This is a genomic window from Kingella potus (genome assembly GCF_900451175.1).
Lineage (GTDB): Bacteria > Pseudomonadota > Gammaproteobacteria > Burkholderiales > Neisseriaceae > Neisseria > Neisseria potus.
This window is the reverse complement of sequence record NZ_UGJJ01000001.1, coordinates 421,921-445,171: the sequence shown is the minus strand read 5'-3', so window position 1 is coordinate 445,171 and position 23,251 is coordinate 421,921. Positions and strand designations below refer to the sequence as shown.

Genomic DNA, 23,251 nt, shown 5'->3' with positions numbered 1-23,251 from the left:
CCTGGCGGCCGTGCCGTTTGCCTCCGAATTGGCTGCTTATGCCGATTTGCAGGTGAAGAATCTGAGTATTTCTCCCGATACTGCTTGGAAGGCTGGCGATAAAGTGCGCGTGTCGTGGCAGACGGCAAATGCGGGTACGGCTGCCGCACGCGGCCGTTGGCTGGAGCGTGTGGAAGTGGTCAATCTCAGTACGGGGCAAACCGTTGCCTCAATCGACCACCAAGTGGCAGAAGTATTGTTTTCAGACGGCCTCAGTGCGGTGCGCGAAGCCGAATTTTCCTGGCCTGCCGGTATACAGGGCACGGGGCGTTTCGAAATCAAGGTCGGTCTGGATGTACGGGCGCAAATCAGCGAATACGGTGCGGGCGGGGAGGGCGACAATACGGCTTTCGTATTGCTGGAAAACGGCTCCGATTTGGCCGTGCGCAATCTGACAGTGGATACTGCTTCTGCTCGTGCTGGCGGAAAGGTTTTGCTGCGTTGGCACGATGTAAATCAGGGCAAAACGGCCGCTCCGTCAGGCTTTGGGGATCGCGTGCAGGTGTATGCCGCCAATGCCGACGGCAGCATGGGGAAGCAGATCATCAATACTTCCGTCGTTTTTACAGGCGAGGATGCTCGCCCTCTGGCGGCAGGGGAGAGCCGGGCGCGTTCGTTTGTCTTTACGCTGCCGGATGGTGCGGCTGGTACGGGCGATTTTATCGTGGTGGTATCGGCAGACCAAAATGCGGCGGGACAAAGCCTGATATTCGAAGTCAACGATGCGGGCGATGCCGAACGGAACAACAGTATGCAGACCGGCTTTCATGCAGCAGCAGTCGAATACGCCGATTTGCAGGCTGATTCACTGACCGTTCCTGAAAATATGGCTTCCGGACAGCGTGTGCGTGTGGCATGGACGGTACACAACCGCGGCAAGGTTGCCGCCGTCGGAGATTGGTCGGATATGCTGGTGCTGACGCAGGATGCCGTAACGGGCAACAGCGACGACATCATCCTGGCGCGTGTGCCGCACAAAGGCGGTTTGGCGGCAGGTGTTACCTATTCCGCCGAAGCCATGATAGACATTCCTGCCGGTTTGCATGGCCGCTATCGTGTGGCGGTGATTACCGATGCAGACGGCCGTGTGCTGGAACCCGACAGTCGGAACGACAATATCCGTCTTTCTGAACCTGCGGTCATCACCGCTGCTCATGCCAATTTGGCGGTGCGGGATATTGCTCTACCCGAAAGCATTTATGCCGGTGATACCGTTTCCGTTTCCTGGCGTGTGGAAAATATCGGGCAGGCTGATGCAGGCACACGCGGATGGATCGACCGCGTTTATTTGTCGCATACGTCCGATCCGGATGGAAATGCCGTTTTGCTTGGTTCGTACTCCCATACCGGTGGTTTGCGTGCAGGCGGTGCCTATCAGGCGCAAATGGATGTCCATATCCCTCCGGAAACGGTGGTGGGCGGCTATTTTCTGGTTGTGCGGACGGATGCTCTTGATGCCGTCAAGGAAACAGGACGGCGGGAAAACAATACTCAGGCCGCCGCTGTCAGGATAGCTGCCGAAAAAAGACCGGATTTGGTGCTTGAAGGCATTCGTGCGCCTGCAATTTGGGTGTCAGGACAAACTGTTACTTTGTCGTATACCGTGCGCAATCTAGGCAATAAGGATGTAGACGGTGTTGTATATGACAGTTTGCGCCTAGTGCACAAACAAGATGGGCAGCGCGTTATCCTACTTCCTGTGCAACAGCGCTTGCTCCGGGTGGCGACAGGAGGCAGCTATACGCACAGCCTGGACTTTATGGTACCCAATGATGCGGAACCGGGAGACTGGCGTTTGGAAGTTACGACCGATGAGCGCGGCCTTATCGCGGAATCGGAAGAGCGAAACAATACCGGCCATTCCGACATCCGGATTGCAGCACCTGATTTACAGATTGCCCGCATTGCCACATCGGGCAGTCTGCAAGGTGGCGAAACCGTCGTCATCGAATGGGAGACCCGCAACGGCGGCAAAGCGGACGCAGGCGGATTTACCGACAGTGTGTATCTGTCGCGCGACGGCAGTGCCGATAAAACCGATCTCCTGATCGGACAAATGCGGCATAAAGGATTGGCAGCGGGAAAATCCACTGTTTCCCGACTCGTTTATACCCTGCCTGCCGATCTCTATGGGAAATGGCATCTGCTGGTGCTTAGCGATAGTACACAGACCGTAAACGAAAGCGGAGGCGAACAAAACAATACGGGTGTGTCCGAAATCGCAGTGGTTATGGACAGACATGCCGATTTGTCCGTAACCGCCGTGCGTGTGCCGGAGCGAGTAATCGGCGATCCGGCTTCTGTTACTGTGGAATGGACGGTGCAGAATATCGGTTTGGGCGCGGGACGAACCGCCGCATGGACGGACAGCGTGGTTTATTCGGCAAACGATATGCTTGGAGACGGCGACGATATTGTTTTGGGCAGCAGGACGCATTCGGGCGCATTGGCTGCGGGTGCAAGCTATACCGACCGCATTACTTACCGTTTTACCCCAGAATTTTCCCGCAGTGGCCGCCTATTCGTCCAAATAGATAACAGCAGCCGGGTATGGGAAAACGGCAGCGAAAGCAACAATGTACACAGCAGTACTTTGGAAGTAATGCCCAAGCCTTATGCCGATTTGGTGGTGGAAGGCTTGTCGGCAGAGGGCAACGCAGTCAGTGGCGGGGTGTTAAATGTGTCATGGTCGGTGTCCAATCAGGGTATCGGCATTACCGATAAGGATACATTTTCCGAAAACATCTGGCTGAGCGAAAAAGCCGATGGCGGAGGCAGAGTCTGGAATTTGAGCCAATCCGTCCACATCGGACGCTTGGAAGCGGGCAGCAGATACAATGCGGGCTTGAACGTGCTGCTGCCCGAAGGTTTGTCGGGACAGTATTACTTGAACCTTTCCCTCGGCGGCAGCGTGTTTGAGTTCGGCCATACCGGCAACAATCAGCGCAGCATCAGTTTGCCGGTTATGCTTGCACCGTCGCCCGATTTGGTAGTCGAAAAGATTGACTTGCCTGCCGAAGCTGGAGAAGGTGGTTTGATTGACATATCGTGGACGGTATTGAACCGGGGCGAAGCAGCCGCTGTCGGCGGCTGGCAGGACGAAGTGCGCTTGGTATCTGCCGACGGCAGCGGTGAACCCGTTGTATTGGGTCGTTACGGCTACACCCAAAGTTTGGGAACGGGTAAACGTTATACCCGCAGCGAAACCATTCGCCTGCCCAAACATTTGTCGGGTCAATGGCGTGCAGAAGTAGTGTCCAACTGGGAAAACACGCTATACGAACACGGCGGTTTGAAAAACAATAACGTTGCGGTTTCGGACAGCCTGATGCTGGTACGGCTCAATCCGCGTCCCGATTTGCGTGTTTCTGATGTGCAGATACCGGCAAGCGTTACGGCCGGTGGACGTGTGGCTGTGAAATATACGGTATCCAATATGGGTAGCGAGGCTGCTAACCGGACATGGCAGGATGGTGTTTATCTGTCGTTGGACGGCAAACTGAGTGCCGACGACCGCCTGCTTAAACGCATTGCCAATCCTTCTTCTCTGCCTGTCGGCGGGCAATATACCGCCGTTCTCGACGACATCGAAATTCCTATCCGCTACCGTGGCAATGTGTATTTGATTGTCGCCGCCGATGATACGCAAGCAGTCGGCGAGCATCCGAATGAAAACAATAATATCGTTGCTGCCAAGCTGTATGTGGAGGCAGTGCCGTTTGCCGATTTAGTAACCGGAGACATCAGTGCACCCGGACAGGCGGTACATGGCGGCGTGGTGGAAGTTGGATATAAGGTAAGTAATCAAGGTGCTGCGCAAACTTTTGCCGAAGACAGCAGCGTCGATTCGTGGATAGACACTTTGTGGTTGGCGCGGGATGCACGCCGCCCGTCTGCCGCGAAGGGCGACATCCTGCTGGGCAGTATTATTCATAAAGGCCGTCTGAAAGCAGGTGAGGATTATTTGGGCAGCATCCGTGCCCGTCTTCCCGAAGGACTGCTTTCAGGCGAATATTTTTTGACGGTGTGGAGCGACAGTTATGATGTGATATTGGAAGACACATTGGCTTCCAATATCAATTCTGATGATCCGTCTGACACCGATGGCAACAACTACAAAGCCAGTTTGGTACGCATTTTGGGTATTACACCGCCCGATTTGGAGGTCAGCTCTGTCCGCGCTCCTAAAACTGCGGAAGCGGGTGGGGAATATACGTTCGCCTACACGGTTAAAAACCGTGGAGATGCCTTTGAAAATGGTGTATGGCGGGACAAAGTATGGTTGGCCGATCACCCAGATGCGGATAAGGCAAAACACAAATGGTTACTGGGAGAATTCGAACAACGGCGTGGCTTGGGTAATCGGGAAAGTTATACGGCAGAACATAAAGTCTTGCTGGCACCGTCGGTATCCGGCAGCTATTTGATTGTTGAAACCAATGCGGTGCCGGGAACATTGCAGGAAGTTTCCCTCCGCAACAACCGTACGGCTGCCGCCAGTGCAGTTACCAACCGGCCGTCCGACCTGAGGGTCATCGCGGTCAGTGCCGAACCCGCCGATTCGGGCGAGTTTACGCAGGTTTCGTGGACGGTAAAAAACTTCGGTAGCGATGTCTGGCAAGGCACTAAATCGTGGCAGGATACGGTTTATATTAGTAAGGATCCCGAGTTTATCCCCGAACGTGCGGTACGGCTGGGTACTCTGGAACACATCAACAGCAGCGGACTGCTTTCAGACGGCCTCTATACCGCTACATCACGGATGCGCGTGCCTGCGGGCTATGACGGCACATATTATCTGTATGTGATTGCCGATCATCTGCGCGGAGGCAGCACCGACAGCGGACATCCCGAGGCCGAGCTGTCCGACTATCCGCTTACACCCCAACATATGGGGGCAGTAGAACACTACACACAATCGGTATTCGAGCGGGAAAACAACCGCAACAACATTGGCCGCGGCACAGTAGACATCAGCTATAAAGAACCCGATTTGCAGGTGGAAGAAATTACCCTGTCCAATCCCAATCCCGAATCGGGTGAAACCATTACGGTAACGTGGACGGTAGCCAACCGTGGTACGCGCGAAACGCGTACCGGATTTTGGCTGGACGGCCTGTATCTGTCTCATGACGATGCGCTTGACGCGTCGGATTACCCTTTGGTGGATCGGGGCAAACGGTTTGAAATTGAGTTCAAAGTAGCTATGTCGGGCTACAGCCGGGAAAATGACGACGGTAGTATCCGTTATCTGCGTCCGGGCGAGCGCTACACGCGGTCGGCAAGTTTCACTCTGCCGGAAAACATCGGGGGCAACTATCGTCTGATCGTCAAAGCGGATACCGAAACCCCGATTGATTTCAACAGGATGTCCAATATAAAAAGCTCTATCCGCGACGGTCTGCCGACTATTTGGCCGCAGCACTATCTAAACCATATTCCCGAATTTAAAGACGAAGGCAACAATATCCGCAGCATTGACCTGCCGGTGGTGCGTGTCGCTCCGCCCGATTTGCAGGTAACGCAGCTTGTTGCGCCGACACGTGCTATCGCCGGTCAGCAGTTTGAAATTGCCTACCGGGTAAGCAATTTTGGCGGAAAAACGCCTGCCGGACAAAGCGGTTGGACGGACAAAATTTATCTTTCCAAAGACCGTTTTCTAGATTTGGAAAAAGACCGCTACCTTGGTTACACGCACCATACCGGTGGGTTGCCCGAGGGTGGTTCTTATGAAAGCAGTCTGACGGTTCAGGCACCGATGGATTTGGAGGGTATGTTTTATGTATTTGTCGTTACCGACCCTGCTGACACGGCGGATGGTTTCGGTGCGGTACGGGAATTCGACCGCGATCGCAACAACCATGCGGCTGCCGTACAGCCTTTGCTGATTGAGCTACCCGAACCGGCCGATTTGAAAGTGAGCCATGTGGCTGCGCCGCCTGCGGCTGCCGTAGGAGAAGAAATCCGCATCAGCTATACCGTGCACAACGATTCAAAACACCAGGCTTACGGTAATTGGCGCGATGCAGTCTATTTGTCATCTGATAACGCCTGGGACAAAGATGACATCTTCTTGGGACATGTTGCGCATATGGGTGGATTGGCGGCCGGCGGCAGCTACACTGCCACATTGCAAAGCGGCATAGACCGCAAAATCGTGATGCCACCGCTCAAAGAAGGCAACTGGCGCATCATTATCCGACCCGATGCCCACAACGAAGTATACGAAGGCAAAATTCGATATACGGAAAACGGATTATTGATGGAGGAAGGCGAGAAAAACAATTTCGCCGCATCTTCGGCCTCCGTGCGCGTTACCGTTCCGGAACTTGCTTTGGGCGTGAAACACGAAACCGCGCTCCATAGTGGTGATATGCGTCTCTACCGCGTCCGCACCAGTGCGGGAGAAACGCTGCGGGTTGTGTTGGATTCGGCGGGCGCGCAAGGTGAAAACGAGCTTTACATCCGTTATGGCGACGTGCCGACTGGACAAGCCTATGATGCGGCATACAGCAAGGCAACGTCGGCAGACCAAGAAGCCCTGATTCCGACCACACAGGAGGGCGATTATTATATCTTGGTGAAATCACGCCGTGCGGGTGGCGAAACTGTTGCCCTGCGTGCCGAAACCCTACCCTTGTCCATCCGCTCCGTTACACCAGATCAGGGAGGGCGCGGCAGCGATACGCACCGCTGGGTAACGGTGGATATTGCGGGTGCCCGCTTTGATGCGGGCGCAACGGTCAGGCTGTCGCGTCCCGGCGTTTATGAAACGGAGCCGGAACGCTGGCAAGTGCTGGATGCCACCCGCATTCGTGCCGTATTCGACCTGCGTGCTGCGCCTTACGGCCTGTACGACGTAATCGTAAGCAATGCCGACGGACAAACCGTTACCGAACCTTACCTTTTCCTAGTGGAGCGTGCTGTTGAGCCGGACGTTACCATCGGCATCGGAGGTGAGCGCAACATTGAGCCGGGCAGCTCTGCCGATTACAGCGTATCGCTTAAAAGCCTGACCAATGTCGACACACCTTATGTCCGTTTCGATGTGGGGGCGTCGGAAATGGGGCACAGCCGCTATCTGATCGGCGGCATGAGTCTGCCTTATGTGGTGTTTGGCAGCAATATCGGCGGCCGTCCCGAAGGGAAAGGTACGGCCATTGCCAATACACAAAGCTACGGCGAAACACCGTTGGAAGACATACGCAGTGATGTTCCGTGGGCGGTATTGGACGGCACACTCAATACCGACGGACTGAATCTCGCACCCGGCTACGCTTTCGATGTACATGCGGGTGGTTTTGTCGGTACAACCTTCAACGTGCAGACCTATCCCGGCCTGCAAGAATGGATGGCGCGGGATTTCGCGGGTCTGCGTAGCAAGCTGTACGCAGTACGCCCCGATTGGAAAGAGCAGGGGCTGCTGGACAACGGGGTGGAGGATTTGGCGAAAATCAGCCCTGATTTGCCGGGTCGCTTCTTTAATCCTGAAGAGCGTCTGACTAAAACGGAAAGTCTGTCGCTGCCTTTCCAATTCCATATTTCGGGTAGTGCCACGCCGCTGACCCGTGCCGAGTTTGTAGCCGATCAGAGTGCACACGCCAAAAAACTGCGTGCCGCCATTTTGGCGGACAAATCCGCCGGTGCGGCTTTGCAATTGCTGGCAGCAGATGAAGGCCAGTGGATAGAAGGCTGGCTAGCTGCTTTGGAACTTGCCGGGCTGTTGCGCGCCGAAAATGAGGCCGCGCCCGTTCGTGCCACGCCTCAGGTTGTCAGCCTGAATGCGACTTTGGCCACAGGTATTTTGTTATCCAAAGCGGGAGAAGAATATCGGACGCAGCCGGATATGCTTTCCTTTTTCGCAAAAATACAGGCGTGGTACGGCGACACGGCGCGTCATGCGGGGGATAAAGAAGCGAAAGTCCGAGAAATACATCATCTGGAAGTTCGTAAGGACGAACAAGGCAATTATGCGGAATCGCCCGTTCCCAAAGACCCTGAGGCGGCCGAATTCGATATGGGAGCGGAACGGGAAACCCATTTCCTGAGTTTTAATGTATTTGCCGGCGGTAAGGCCGAAATGGAATATCTGCGCCACATTGGTATGCTGGATGAAGAATTCAGGCCTTTAAGCCCGCAGGCACTCAACCTTACCCAATATCTGACACAGGTTGCCGCGCAAAACGGCAGCGGCGCGGTCAGCGTACAGGGGCCTGCAGCAGCAACGGGCAGTAACGGGCAGGCCTATCTTCCCTCCGGTACCGATTTGCCGTTTGCACTCAAATTCCGCAACACCACGGCACAGCCTGCCGGAGAAATCCGTCTCCTTACCCGTATCGACCCGAATCTGGATGCATACAGCGTACGGCTGAAAGACCTGAAAATCGGCGACATTAACATTCATCTGCCCGGAGACAAGGCTTCATTCCAAGGTGATTTCGACTTTACCGGCAGCAAAGGCTTCATTTTGCGCGTGAGTGCGGGCGTTGATGCGCAGCAGGGCATCGTTACCTGGCTGTTGCAGGCTGTGGATGCCGATACCGGCTTGGTGGTTTCAGACGGCCTGCGTGGCCTGCTACCCGGAGCAAATGACGGATCGTCTGTTGCGAATACCGGTTATGCGGCCTACACCGCTGCCGCCCGTGATTCTGTGGTGGGAGATGTCGAAATCTCCGCGCAGGCAAGGATATTTATCGGGAATACACCACCTCAGGACAGCGGCATCCAAACCTACCGCTTGGACAGCACTCCCCCGCAGACGGTGCTTACAGCCGTCGCGCAAACCGTTTCAGACGGCCTGCCCGTTTACCGCGTGCAATGGCAGGCTCAGGACAAGGAAAGCGGTGTGAGGCATGTAACCGTTTATGTGGCAAAAGACGGCGGCGATTTCCGTATCTGGAAAAAGCAGGCAGCGGGTGCGGCGGGCGAAGCATTGTTTACTGGTGAAGCGGGCAGCAGTTATGAATTTCTGGCAGCAGCAACCGATATGGCTGGCAACCGCGAAACGGCCGACATCCGCTATGCCGTGCTGCCGGACGACGGTACGGCGGCGCAGGTTGCGGAGCGTTTGGGAATACGGGAAAGCCTGCAAACCACGCACAGCACGCCTTTGGCGAAACGCGGCCGCAGCTATGCGGACAACGCTTTGTTTACCGAAGCGAAAAAGCAGCTTCCCGGCCTGATGGCCGGAAATTCAGACGGCCGCAGCAGCGACATACGGACCGTACTGGCACCGTTTGCGGCCAGAGGCCTGGCTTCGGGTTATGCGCAAAGCCGGGGAGGGGTAGGAGCGTCCGCCATGGTTTTACTGCCCGACGGTACGCTTTTAGTCAGCGGAGGTACACAGCGCAGGCAGATTTTTGCCTACGATGCTGAAAAAGGAGGCAACAGCAACGTTGCTCTGTTTGAAACCGACGAACCCGTATTGGATATGGCGGCAGACGGCAAAGGACGGCTCTGGCTGATGACCGGCCACCAGCTGTGGCTGGCTGATGCACAAAGCGGACGTATTGTGGAACGTTACGCGCTACCTAACGGTGAGCCGCTAACCCACGCACTGGCGATCGACCCCGATACAGGAAAAATCTATGTTACCAGCGGTAGCGGCATTGAAATATTTGACCCATCAGCCCCAGAAGGCCGCGCATGGCAGCATTTTTCCAACCATCACGCCGCCGATTTGGCTTTCGGTACGGATGGCCGCCTTTGGGCAGTATCGCGGCAGCCGGGTGGGTTAGGGCAGACGCATACCGATATTGTCAGCTTTCCGATGTCTGGCAAGTTTAAAGGCCGTGCCGAGCTGGAATACCGTTTGGCCGGACAGATAGGCGGTATTGCTTTCGGCCAGGCCGGCAGTGTATTGGACGGATTGCTGGTTGCCGCCGCCCGCAACGGACAATCCGTAACAGAAGGCGATACGACTTCCGTATGGCTTATTGCCCTGTCAACACGCGAGGCCTTGCAGTTGGCAACGGGTGGAACCCGTGCTGAGGCAGTATTGGCCTCTTCAGACGGACGTATTTTGGTCGCACAGACGAATTTTGTGGACGAAGTTGCGCCCGCCAAAGCACCGAAAGTGCTGGCCGGTTCGGTGAGGGACGGCTCGCTGCTGCCCCTGCCTTTGGGACAGATTACTCTGCGTTTCGACCAAGCCATGTGGACGGGCAGCAGCGGACGGGACAGCCGCGATGCTGCCAGCGTACTCAATCCCGAAAACTACCGCCTTGTCAGCACCACTCCGGGGAGTAATCAGCTTGTACGGCCCGAATCGGTGCGTTACGACGAAGCTGGTCAATCGGTTGTCCTTACCTTGCCTGATCTTGCGCCCGAGCAATGGCGTTTAGAAGTTTCCACCAATATTCAGGGGCGCAACCGGCTGCGCTTAGACGGTGTTTATACGGCAGTCTTTACCACGGTAAGCGATTTCAGCGAGCAGGTCCGTATCCGCTACAGGCAAACCCGTGCCGACCGCCTTTCCGGCAGTGTCAGCTACGATGTGGACCTTACCAATATCGGTAGTGGCGACATACGCGGCCCTCTGCTGCTTCTGCTCGATCCCGGCCGTTACTTCGGTGCGGGTATAGGCGGTGCGCAGGCATTGTCGGGCAGTCAGGAGGGTTTGTGGCTGATTGATGCAACCGAAATGCTGGAAAAACAGGGTGGCAGGCTGGCAGCAGGACAGACTTTGCGCGGCATTACTGTCAGCCTGGTGTCTGCGAATACCGCCAATGCCCGCCTGGTTAAAGCGGAGCCGGCACACCGAGTGTATGCTCTTCCCCATGCCAACACCCCACCCCTGCTCGGCAGGCCGTCTGAAAACGGTTTGGACACGGTTTCAGACGGCATCAAGCCCGCCGTAGCCGGCCAAGCGTGGAGCGATGTGCTGGCGGCGGAAGACAAAGAAAGCCGCCGCTTTACCTGGACTCTGTTGCAGGCACCGCAAGGCATGAGGCTGGATGCAGGAAAAGCAGCTGTGCCGACAGCGGACGGCAGCTACCGCCAAACCGTCGCTCTGCATTGGACACCTGCGGCGGACGATTTGGCCGACAATGAAATTCTGGTGCGCGTTACCGACGACAGGGGCGGCAGTGCCCTCAAACGCTACACCTTGCACGCAGCAGGAGCAAACCGTCCGCCGCAGCTTGCCGTGCCGCAAAACATCACGCTGGCCGAAGGTGAGGCATTGGCATTGCCGCTGGTCGCATCGGATGCAGATGGTGACACCGTTACCGTATTGTTGAAAAACCTGCCTGCCGGTGCGCAATATGATGCGGGCAGCGGCATACTGCGTTGGCAGCCCGGCTACGATCAGGCGGAAGTTTATTCCGACATAGAAGCCGTTGCCCACGACGGCAAACACAGCGTGCGCGAACGCTTTGCTATCACCGTTACACAGGGCTATGCCAAACCCGAGCTGGCTCCCGTTGCCGTGCAGCAGTTACGCGAAGGCGAGCGTTTTGCCTTACAGCTTGCAGGCGGCATTGCAGGCGGGCTGCAGCAGGCTGGCGGAGAACGTATCGAATTGTCGTACCACAGCAGCGTATTGCCTGCAGGCGCGGTACTGGACAGCGAAACCGGCTGGCTGACGTGGACACCTTCTTTCAATCAGGCTGGCCGTACCGTCATTCCCATCCGGCTGACGGCCACCCACCGACCCGCTGCCGGCGGCAGCGAAGTGGCCGTATCTGTTTCGCAGGATATTGTGTTGGACGTAGCCAATGCCAACGGCGCACCCGAATTCGGGGATGCGCAGGCTTGGCAGCTTGTGGAAGGCCAGCCGCTGCGTATCAGCGTTTTTGCTTTTGATCCCGACAATCCGCATTTCACGCCAAAAATCCGCTTGGGTGCGGGCAGGGAAGCCGTTTCTCAAAACGGCGGAGATGTCGCTGCCAGTGTCCGCTACCGGGTAGAAGGTTTGCCCGAAGGTGCGGTGTTTGATCCCGAAACGCTGGAAATTGTCTGGCAGCCGGGCTACACACAGGCAGGTACTTACCGCATAAACGTTACTGCAACCGACGACGGCAACGGCACAGGCGTGCCTTTGAGCAGCAGTCTGACCTTCCCGATTATTGTGGAAAACGCCAACCGCGCCCCGCAGATCGGGCAGTTGGACAATGTTGCTGTTGCCCGCGGACAGATATTGGAAATACCCGTTGCCGTACAGGATGCCGACGGCAACGGAGTCGAACTGGTGTTTGCCGGCCTGCCGCCGTTTGCCGTTTTCACCCAAACCCGTACCGAACAAAGCGCACAGGGCAGGATGGTGCATGGCATCATCCGCCTTGCGCCGCAGCAGGGCGACAAAGGCAGCCACACCGTTGTCCTTACCGCCACCGACAACGGCGACGGCGACAGCAGTGCGCGTTTGAGCCGCAGCAGCAGTTTTACCGTAACCGTGAAAAACGCAACCGAAGCCCCGGTCATCAGCCTGCCGTCCCGTATCAGCGCGGTTATCGGGCAGAAGCTTTCCATTCCCATCCTTGTCAGTGATGCCGATCAGGATGAGCTGCATTACACCGTGCAGGGTCTACCTTCCGGGGCCGAATTGGTGCGCGAAGCGCAATATGGTCGGGCGCGTATCGAATGGACACCGACTGCCGCGCAGGCGGGCAGCCACGATCTGACCGTAGTGGTGCGCGACAGCGGCCTTCCATCCGAAAGTGCCGGCCATATACCGGATCCCAGCCGCCTGCCCGCCGTCAATACCGACAGCCGCAGCGTGCGCATTACCGTACGCGAACGCAATCTCGCACCCGAAATCGTTGCCGTCGAAGCTTTCCATCCCACAGGCCGTCTGAAAACTGCAAACCGGGAAGGTGCCTTGCTGATACATACTGCCGAAGGCATACCCCTACGGATAGAAGCCGTCGTACGCGATGCCGACTTGGATGCGGCACATTGGACAGGACAGGATCTGCCGCCGGGCATGACTGCCGTCGCACAGCCTTCCGGCAACGGGCAGACGCTGCTGGTTTTAAACTGGCTGCCCGACCATGCTGCCGCGCAGCGCAACAACGGGACATACCGCTTCAAGCTGGGTGCATCCGACGGCAGCGCACAAACGGAGCGCACCGTAGAAATCCGTGTAGCCGAAAGCAATCTGTCTCCCGAGCTGGCACCGCTGCCTTTGCAGTTGGTGCGCGAAGGCGAAACCCTGAGCTTTAATCTGACCGGCTCCGATGCCGACGGCGATGCCCTGCGCTACGCCTTGGTTTATGACGAAAACACACCGGAAGGCATTTCCTTTAACGGTGCGGACGGTACGTTTGAATGGACACCGCCGCCGGATACCGTCGACAACGCCGCTGCCGACAGCCGTACCTATACCTTCAACTTCACGGCCACCGACGGCAAAGACACCGTGCGGCGTTCGGTACGGGTTCGTGTGCTGGATGTGAACCGCTCTCCAGAAATCCGTGTCGGCCGCCATGCGGCGGTAGTGGGGGAGACTTTGCGCATACCCGTTGTCAAAAGTAGTGAAAGTGGCGCGGGCATACGCATCAGCGATGCCGACGGAGCAGCGCAAACCCGTGCGTTAAGCCTGGCGTTTCACAACCTGCCGGAAGGCGCGGTGTACGATGCTGCAGAAGGAGAGTTGCGCTGGACACCGGGCCCTGCACAGACGGGCGATTATCTGATCCGCGTACAGGCAGACGACGGACGCAACAGCAGCAGCCGGATACTGGCGCTGCGCGTCGTAGCCGACAAGTCGGCCATCAGGCCGCAGATTGCGCTGACGCTCACTCCGTCGGATGCCGTTCTTCCCGGCCAAACCGTTTCCGCCACCGTGCGCGCCAAGAGTTATGCCGACATCGCCGACGTATCGGTGCAGGTGCGCGGCACGGGATGGAATCCCGAGCAGCCAGAAAGCTGGCAGCATATTGCTTTGGATAATGCAGGCCGTCTGAAACTGAACGCACGCACGGCAGGCATCATCGAACTGCTTGTCAGGGCTACCGATGCCGACGGATTCGTCCACAGCGAAACCGGCCATATCAAAGTGCGCGACAGCCTGGATGCCGAAGCACCTGAAATCCGATGGCGCGGCGCACTCTCGGCCGCCAACTTCAACGATGCACCTGTCCGCATTTCTACGGCGGCCGGCCTGAGTGCCGTCATCCGCGAACGGCAGTTGGCGCACTACCGTCTGGAAATTGCGTCTGCCGAGGGCATGAATTGGCAGACCCTGGCGCAACGCGACTTTGCGGCCGATGCCGCCAACGACGAATACGAATTGGCCGAATTTGATCCACGGTTATTTGCCAACGGAATCTACCGCCTGCGCCTGCGTGCAACCGATTTGGCCGGACGCAGCAGCGAAATTTACGCGCGGATTATGGCCGATAGCGCGGACAAGGCTGCCGTACAAAGCGCAAGTGATGCCGTTTTCCGGCTGGGCAGCCGCACATTCGCACTCGACCGTATCCTGCAAACCGGAGGAGGGTACGATTTCGGCAACTGGTCGCTTGCCGGTTTGGACACACGGCTGAGCCACGACCAAGACCGCACCGACAGCCAGGGTCTGCCTGCCGCCTGGCATGACGGTGCCGTCGTCTGGTTGGCCATGCCGTCCGTATCCGGGCAGGCTGCCCCGGAACAAGGGCAGCTCCGTTTCACGCTTAACGCCCAAGCCGACGACACAGGCCGTCTGAAAGCCGTATTCGGCAGCGATAATGGCTGGACGCTGGCTGCGGGAGATACAGCCTTGCAACGTCAAGGCAAACGTCTGCATCATGCCGACAACGGCCTGCCGTGGCTGCCCGAACGCTACACCCTGACCGATCCGCACGGCACGCAATACAGCTTGGATGGTCATGGCAGAGTGGAAGCCGTCCGCTTTGCCGACGGCGGACAATGGCTGGTCAGCGATGCGGGCATTGCCCTTGTGGGAGACAGCCTGCACCGGCGCATCGGATTTGTGCGCGACAGCCGGGGGCGCATAGAGCGCGTCAGCGGCATCTCCGCCGACAGCGGACGCAGCGAAACCTATGTCTATCGCTACGATATGCAAGGCCGTCTGAAACTTGTCCGCAGCATGGATGCCGATAACTTAGGCACGCACTATGGCTATACCGACGGCGGGGAGCTGTTCGGCCACGGCAGCCGTTATCTCGGTGCGGCTGCCCAATGGATAAGCGGCGGCGGACAATGGTCAGGCCGTCTGAACGGAGAACAGCGTTTTACCTTTGCCGTACGCGAAAGCGAACTGGCCTCCACCGTGCAAACACCTGGTGCATCCGGCAGCATCATCATCGCCGTACGCCACAGCCCAGACAGCCGTATCCGATCTGAACACGCGATAGGCAGCCACACCGACGGCACTATCCGCACCACCCTGCTCAAAATCAGCCGTTCTGGTCTGCAACAGTTTTCCCTGCTTGGCGAAGGCAGGGCGGAAATCAGTCTTGCCGTTGCAGCCGACCTCAACCGCGACGGCAAAGCCGATGCGCAAGACAGTGCGGCTTGGGAAGAAGCATTTGCCAAGCATACCCGCGCAGGCGACTTGGACGGCAACGGCCAAACCGACAATGCCGACCGCCAAATTCTCTATACCGGATACGGCTACCGGGCCAATCTCGCTCCCGCAGTACAGAGCGGCGACACCTTTGTACGGACCCATACCGATTTGGCCGTAAGCGGCAGCTTGGACGATAACGCCCGCGATTGGGAAGGCGACAGCGTCTTTTGGCGCATCCTCGGCAGCCGCCACGGAGAAGCGCAACTGCTTTCAGACGGCCGCACCCTGGTATTCAAGCCCGAAAAAGGCTATTCGGGCCAGGCCGCCGTTACCGTACAGGCCGACGACGGCTACAGCCGCAGCGCGCCGGTAGAGCTGGCTGTTGCCGTCAGCGATGCCAAACTCGTACTCATCCACATCGACCGCATCAGCAGCCTTGCTGCAGGACAAAACACACAGCTTCGCATTACCGGCGACTTCGCAGACCAAGCCGGAGTCGTCCTGCCCGCCGACTATGTACGCTTTGAATCCGGAGACGAAAGCATACTCGCCATTGACAGCCACGGCAGCATCCAAGCCAAAGCAAACGGCACCACCGTCGTCAAAGTAAAGGCACGCGGCATAGAAGGCATCAATGCCATCACTGTCGGTACGGAAGGCACAGCGGCGGACGGCGGAGGAATCGAACTCGATGTCTACCCGCTGACAATAGCCCTGCCCGTAACGGGGCAAAGGCAGTTGAAAGTGAGCGAGGCTGACGGCAGCCGCATTGATGCCGCAGCCAAAGGCACAACCTATCACATCAGCGACAGCAGCTTGGCAAACATCAGTGCCGACGGCCTGATTACCGCCAAGCGTGTCGGCAAAGCCAAAGTATCGGTTATCAACCAAGGCCGCCAATACGATTTGATACTGGATATCCAAGAACCCGTAACGGGCAAAGCCGTTATCCAAGAAGGGCAGGGTACGGTTGTGCAGGACGGACACGGCAACCGGATGATGGTGGCCGCAGGCAGCCTGAAAGCAGGGACGGAAGTCAGCATCAGGCAGATTGGTTTGGACGAAACGGGTATGCCGCCGCCGGGCAAGGGATTGCTTACCGGCCTGAGAGCCTTCCGCATCGAAACCGAAGGCAAAGCCGAGATTCCGCTGCAGCTCGCTCTAAACATCAAAGACATGATGGGAGGGAAGGTACAGGCGGGCAAAGAAGTCCATTTCTGGAAGAAAGGCCGGATTATGGACGGACAAGGCAGGCTGCACGATACATGGTGGCTGGTGGACAACGGCTATATCGGCGAAGACGGCATTGCCCGCACTGCCAGCCCGCCGTATTCCGGCATCAACGGCGGCAGCTCGACTTATTATGTAACCCTGTCCGAATACGACGACAAAACGGGTAGTGCCACAGTCAAAGTAAGCGATACCAACTGGTCGGCTATGTGGGTGCGGAGTGCGTCCATGGCTATGGCTGTTTCTCCCCATATGGCATTGGCCGGTGTGGCCATGTTTGCCTTAATGCCGGATCCCGTCAGTGTGCTTGCTTATTCCGTGGCCGGAACTTATCAGAAAGTCCTACCCAAAACTGCCGACGTTTTTAACGGTTTCGAGCTGAATCTGCCGGAAGCGGAGACGGCCGGAGTCCGTGATTCCGGCATCAGTATCAGCCGGATTCATTACGATACAAACACCCGGAAGCTGACTTTGAAAGTCAATAACCATTTCCGTTCGGGTGCGGATTACCGGCAGTTTGACTACAAAGTGCGGCTGGAATCCAAAACCATAAAAAACGGCTGGGAAGATATTGAAAAGCCGCTGGAAAAAGGTTTGCTGACCGCCTCGTTCGCACCGGAGGTTTTGAGTGATGACGAGATAGGGATTACCTTGGATTCCGGTATTGCCCTGTCGCAGCACTTTATCCATGTGGAACGCCGGGCCAAAGTATTTACCAACGGCGACGACGGCAGCACGGATGATTACGTATACAGCGATCTGGCCGATCCCGCATACGCTTACCGTTTTACCGACTCGATCATTGTTACGCCTTACGGGCTGGAAATCGTGCGCACCGGCGCGAACACCGATCAAACCGTAGGCACTCTGGAATCCGTCCGCACCGTCAAAACAGATGAAAAAGGCAAGGCATTACGCTTTTACGGCAGCTATACCAACCCGATAGTCTTCAGCCACGACGGCACTCTGGCATTTATTGCCGGCCCGCGCGGCTCCGGCAAAATCTATGTATTGGATACCCAATCCTTATCTATTGTCCACACGGTCGAATTGCGCAGCCGTCCGGACAACATCTCGGCCATGATGATGCACGGCAGTTGGATTTATATTGCGGAAACCGGCAAAAACGGCAGATTGATCCGTCTGATGGCTAATTCCATGGAAGAAGGCTATTTGGAAACGGAGCAAGTCATCCGTTCGCGGCACATTGCCGATTTGCCCCACGGTATCGGCGATTTGGCACTGAGCGGCGACCGTTATCTCGGCTTGGTAGCTTCACAGGAGAGGGAGCGGCTGGTCAACCAATTCGGTTACAACAACGCGGCCAAAGGCGATGTTTATGTGCTGGATCTGATGCAGATTAATGCCGCAGGTGAGATGGAGTCCGGCGTATTGCGTCTGGATGCAGATTTTTTTGAAGCACACGACCGGGGCCGCATCCCCGATCAAATCATTGCCGGCCTGCTGCCCGGGGAGTTTTTGGTATCCCATGCTTCCGACCGCAATAAAGGCGTGTCCGCCATCCGTGCCGCCCTTGACGAACGCACCGGAGAGCTGGCAGGCAGTGCCGATTTAATCAGCACCAGCCTGAATCCCGACAACGACAAAGACCTTTCCACCCGCCTGATGCGTCAGAATGTGCAGCGGGCATCCGATATGGTGCTGGCCGTATTGGACAATGTGCTTTATGCCTTTGTGTCGGATTATGCCTTTAAATTCAACGATCCATCCTGGACTTCGGAAGGGCGTTACGGTGTGGGTCGGCAGATTGGCGGCAAGATTGCCGTGATTCGCGATCCGTTCGGCTACCTCGGGCAGCCGCAATATATCGGCGCCACTTCCGCCATCAACGGCGGAGCGATCCGCCATCTTTCCATGACGGCCGACGGCAAACTGCTGGCCAACGTCTGGTTTAACGACGAATACCTGCCGGAGAAACAAATATGGCGCTCATCCCAAAGCCTGCTGGTGTGGGATGCGGCGGCATTGCTGACGCAGGCGGAGCAGGATTTTGCCGGTGCAACGCAGAAATGGAACCAGTCCAAGCCCATAGACCGCGTGGCGATACCCAAGCTGCTCACGGCAAACGGCAGCCCGGCTGCGCCGCAAAAGCAGATTCCGCTGCTTACGCCGGGCCGGTATGCCACCGCCAACGGCAGCAACGAATTTTTTTGGATTTACGGCATTGAAAACCACGATGCCCAAATCAACGACATCCGTGTTCTGCGCCGCACAGACAACATCGTATTGCCCGAAGAGCAAACTCCGGAAAGCATGATTAATGTCTATGAAGAATACGGGCTGGATAAAAACGATTCGTTTGCCATCCTCAGCAAACGCTTGGAGCTGCAAGGCAGGATTTCAACGCGCACCATGCTGGCTGCGGAAAAGAGAAAGCTCGGCCTCGATATTTCCGAGGATATCCGGCAGATCAGGCTGATGCACCTCAAATTTAACCAGCTCACCTACGACGGCGACGGCAACCACAGCAGCAGCTTCTCGCGCAACCTTGCAGGCCTGGCGAGCTATATCGATGATAACGCACTGGGTTTGTACGATGTCGGCATGACCTTCCTCGACATAGAATCGCGTCTGAAGCAAACCATTCCCATAGTGTTTAAAGACCTGTGGGAAGACGGCGAGTTGGACAAAGACCCGATAGCCGAAGCAGTGCGCAACGACCCGCTGTATTTCTCCAATGCCGGCCGCGACTATATGTTCCATCAGGATCCGCAGCGGCTGCTTGAAGACACGGGCAACCTGCTCAAATCGCTCAATCCGGTTGAGGCTACATGGGGAACCGGGCAGGAATTTGCTTCTGCCTTTATGGACGGGGCTTTCCTTCACGATCCCCAAAGAGCCACCAAAGCCAGCCTCAATATGCTGACGCTGGCCATAGGCTTCAAAGCAGGCAGAAGCAAAATACACACCGACCGCGCCGCGCTCATGCGCTTGGGAAGCGAAGGAAAATTGGAGCAGGCGGCCGGATTGCGCCAGCGGATGAGCGACACGCAGCGCAAGCTGGCCGAGGGCATAATGCAGTCGGCTATGGCCGCCCGCGAAGCCGCCAATGCCCTGCGGCACGCCATACTGCGCACCGGCGAAAGCCTTGCCCACAAAATACGCTACGCCTACCGCTACCTCGGCGACCGCATGGGGCCGGTGGTAGACGGCCTGCACATCCGTGGCACAGCGTTCAGCACCCGCTTCAAAACCCTGTTTAATCGGGAGCTGCATCCGGCCAAAGACCTTGCCGAAGCCATCAACAATGCCCGTGAAGACGGCGTATTCTCCGCATTCGAGCAAAACGGCAGATTGGAATCCGGCTGGAAATTTGAAGATCACGGCCCGCTGCCGGAGCAGGCGCGCAAATACATGTCCGAAGAATTGGCCGCCGACGTGGATCAAAACGCCATGGCCGTACGCTTCACCGATGCCGACGGCACAAGCAAGCTGCTGCTCATCCGCGTAACGGACGAAATGCCCGGCCCCCATCCCCAAATGGCGCAAACGCCCGCCAGCTACATCCTAAACCACAACAGCCGCGACGGCCTGATCACCTACGACAGCCTGTGGCGCGGCAACGGCACCCTGCAAATCCACATCCACAAAGATGCCCTGAAAAACCGCTATGCCTTTGCCAACTACCTTGCCCAGGAGCTGAACGAAATCCGCCTGATTAGCGAAGTCCTGAAAGAAAAAGGCGGCATCAGCCTGGCCAAATTTCAAAAAACCACGGAAAAGCTGGACAAAGATGCCCGCCACATCGCCGATGCGCACACCCTGGATCTGCTGAAAACCCACGGCCTGCTCGACGAAAACGCCACCCTGAAAAACGGCCGCGTACGTCTGAACGACGGCAGCGAAATCGAGTTGGACAAGCAGTGGTACGATACCCTGCACAACATGTCCAAAGACCACGAAGCCGCCGTAACCGCCGCGCTGAAACAAGAATTTGGCGCAGATAATGTATACAGCCAAGTGCCCTACCGCTTGGTCGACAGCGAAACAGGCAGGCTGCTGGATCTCGGCGGCATCATGGACAACATCGTCATCATCGAGCAAAACGGCCGCATCAGCCTGCAACTGGTGGAAGCCAAATCCACCTGGGCGCACCAGGATGCCTTAAACAGCAGCTTCCGCCACCGCAACCTGCTCAACCAAAACCAAAAAGACCTGTACGCCAAAATCGCCAGCGGCAAATACAAGATTCTGATTAGTGAGAACAGCAGGGTAGGGGGAGATTTAATGAAAGAACTGAACAAGCGGAATGCGGCTGTTAAAAGTAAAAGCCAACCCGGTGCGGGTGCATTCGATGCCAACAAACTGCCCAATCTCGAAACCGACATCCGTCTCGAAATGCGCGTTTATCTCAGCAAAGAAGATGCCCTGAAAGGCAGCGGCGGCCAAAAGGCCGACGGCCGCATCATGCTCGACCACGACCGGCTGAAACGCCCGATCCTCGCCCTGATCGGATCCGGCGGCGGCCTGATCTGGCTCGACGGCGAAAGCAGCTTCCCCGCCCTGCTCGAAGCCGCCAAAGCCTACTGGCGGCAATGGGGTGTCGCAGAAAGCCGCCTGAGCGGCATCAGGCTGCTCTTCCAAGAGCTGCCCGCCGGCCGCGCCGCGCACACCGACGGCGAAGGCACCATCTGGCTCTCGCCCGATGCCGCCGGAGCAGGCTGGTTTGTCGACCCCACCCCCGAGGCACACGAAGAATACGCCATGCGCGGACACCACGGCCGCGCCGCCGCCGGCAGCCCCGCCGCCCGCGGCCTCGACGCGCTCACCGTCCTCATCCACGAAACCGGCCACATCCTCGGCCTGAACGACAACCGCATGGAAAACAGCATCATGAACGAAAGGCTGGCGCAAGGCATCCGCCGCCTGCCCGCCGCCCCCGATGCCCTCGCCCTCGGCCTGCGCCTGAGCGATTCGGCCTTCCACGGCGGCACACAACGCATCACCGCCCCCCTGACACAGCCCGGAGCAGCCCGCCCCCATTGGCGCGCCGCAGCGGCGCACACCTCCTTCGTCCCGCTGGCGGGCAAGACAGCCCGAAACGCATGGCAGCGCAGCGGCCGCATTGTTTACGAACAAAGCAGCGCATGGCTGCACGAAGATTCAGACGGCCACAGCCGCCTGTCGCAGGCATTCAGGCTGGATCCGCAGCACAAAGTCCTGCACTTCACCCTCGAAGGCGGCAGCCTGTCCGCCAACGGCGGCCACACCGCCCCCGATGCCTTCGAAGCCGCCCTGCTCGATGCCGCCACCGGCCGCCCCCTGTTTGCCAACGGACTCGGCCGCAGCGACAGCCTGCTCAACATCCAGGCCGACGGCAGCGAAAGCCTCGCCCCCAACATCCGCCGCATCTACCACCCCGACGGCAGCCGCAGCTACCATCTCGACCTCTCGTCCTACCTGGCCGCGCAAACCGCCGCCCAAGCCCCGGCCGGAGTCTGGCTGTCCTTCGACCTGCTCGGCTTCGGCGCGGCAGACAGCCGCATCCGCATCGGCAACATCGGCCTGTCCGCCAGCCTGCCCGAACAGCCGATACACACCGACAGCGGCAGCACCCCGCCGCAGAGGCCGTCTGAAAACAGCCCCGCCCCTGCCGACAACAAGCCCGCCGTTCCGCAGAGGCCGTCTGAAAACAGCCCGACCCCTGCCGACAACAAGCCCGCCGTTCCGCAGAGGCCGTCTGAAAACAACCCCGCCCCCGCCGACGGCAGCCCCGCCATCCCCATCCCCGTACTGGGCGACATCCTCACCCTGCTGACCCAAAGCGGCCAAACCGCAGGCGGCCAATGGCTGTGGGAACAAACCCTGTACACCGAAGCAGGAGGGCAAGCCCACTACCATTTCGACTACGACACCGCCACCCCCCTCCTGCTCAAAATCTATCAGGGCGGCACACGCCTGCACCAAATCGAAGCCCGGCAGGGGCAGGGCAGCGTCCGCATCCCCCTCATCGGCAGCGGCCGCCCCGAACTGATCGCCATCCATGCCGCCGGCCTCCCCGCAGACAGCGGCGCGGCATCCGTCCCGCCCGCTGCGGAGCAGGCCGCAGATGCAGGCCGCCTGACGCTCAGGCAGCAGCTCGGCTGGCTCGTCCTGGCCGCCGCCGCCCTGATCGCCCTCATCGCCCGCCATCAGGCCGTTCCGCTTCTGCCGCGCAAACGCCGGCGGCAAATCCTGCTCTCCGGCCTGCCCGCCGGCTCCGTGCTCAGCGACGGCCGCCGCAGCCACACCGTCGCCGACACCGGCCAAGCCGACCTCGCCGGCTGGCAGACCGGCCGCCTGCACCTGCACCTGCCCGCCGCCGCCCCGCAGCACATCCGCCTGCAACTGACCCTTATCGGCGGCAGCCGCACCCGCTGCTACGAATGGCTTCTAAACGCACACGGCGGCTGGGAAACCCTGCCGCGCCGCCCGCTGTCCGCCAGCGGCAAACAACTGATCGCAGGCACAGGCAGCAGCATCCGCCTGCACCTCGCAGACCTCATCCAATCCAACCACCCCTAA

At 58.1% G+C, this 23,251-nt stretch carries 1 protein-coding gene (cut by a window edge); it reads left to right on the top strand.

Features of this window, described 5'->3' with window-relative positions; genetic code table 11:
* Nucleotides 1-23,251, top strand: the 3' portion of a protein-coding gene (locus DYE40_RS01985) for a CARDB domain-containing protein (RefSeq protein WP_115307499.1). 7,067 nt of this gene lie to the left of the window's left edge; only the last 23,251 of its 30,318 coding nucleotides appear in the window; the start codon falls outside the window, past its left edge; it ends in the stop codon at nt 23,249-23,251.